The organism is Endozoicomonas sp. ONNA2, assembly GCF_024606365.1.
Lineage (GTDB): Bacteria > Pseudomonadota > Gammaproteobacteria > Pseudomonadales > Endozoicomonadaceae > Endozoicomonas.
In genome coordinates, this window is sequence record NZ_JAHHPO010000378.1 from 1 (window position 1) to 1,087 (window position 1,087).

Below are 1,087 nucleotides of genomic sequence, written 5' to 3' on the forward strand. Positions count from 1 at the left end.
TCGTTTAAATTAGCCTTGATTGGAACGATCGTAAGGCCGATTCTATCGCCCTGCTTACCCGCCGAGATTGGGAGTCATCCTCTTTTCCATATTGATTAAGGATGAGCTTTGATGATGATAGCCCTACTGCGGCTATATTGGTTTTTATCCATGGACGATAAGTTTTGCTACTCGGTATGTTGTAGACGTAGTCAAGTACAGAGCGGGTACGTCCCTGAGATAGTTCCATGTTTTTGAAATAGGCGACTTGATCTGAAGAATAGCGATTCCACACACTGCTGGTATGCCCTTCAATCCGAATTTCATTGATAGAGGCTTTAAATGGTTTCAGTACCCTCATATATCTTGGGAAGAAGTCAGAGAGTAATGATTGATATTCATTGCTAAGCTCAATCTCACCATTTTTGAATAATACATCTGGTGCTCGGAACGTAAATGTTAAAGTATCTTCATCTATCATTGCATGCCATTTATTAAGGTCTTTCTCAAACTCTTTTTGCAATACCTGATATATGGCAACTTGGTTTTCCTGATAAGCAACTGCGATCTCTTTAATTTTGTCTCGCTCCAGAAATGCGCTTCTCATTAGGGCTACAGATATAAAGAGAAAGACCATCATTAGCCCTGACATTAGATCAGATACTGAAAGCCAGTGGTTCTCTTCTTGCTCATCATGATAGTTATTCATTGCTTACTTCCTTATCGATCTATATTTTTCCAGGTGCGCATGACTTGCTCCATTTCATGAAGTAATGATTTATAGTCTGAAGTAAACTTTCCTGTGACAGTGGTTAGTTTATCCGCAAATTGCTGAAGAATGTTTGTGCAATGTTGAGATGTGGCATCACTGATATCAGTCATTTGCCCATTTATTAATGTAGCGGTCTCTTTTAGGGTTTTCTCGACTGTAGACTCAATATTATTTTCTAAGGCTGAAAGTACTTTTTGAGACTGATTGATCAGAGCTTTGGATGATTCACCAGCTGATTTAATAAGGTCTACCTGAAGCTTGCTTATTTCTTCTTCGGATGTCTTAAACCTGAATCCGTAACTTCAGAAGACGTTGAAACCTTCGGAAGCCGGTCGT

1 protein-coding gene is annotated in these 1,087 nt (G+C 39.4%); it reads right to left on the reverse strand.

Annotation, left to right across the window (positions count from 1 at the left end; genetic code table 11):
- Nucleotides 1-4 precede the first annotated feature (4 nt).
- Complete coding sequence (locus KDK14_RS06930; RefSeq protein ID WP_257264306.1) at nucleotides 5-688, reverse strand: OmpA family protein; 684 nt, start codon at nucleotides 686-688, stop codon at nucleotides 5-7.
- Nucleotides 689-1,087: the final 399 nt, after the last annotated feature.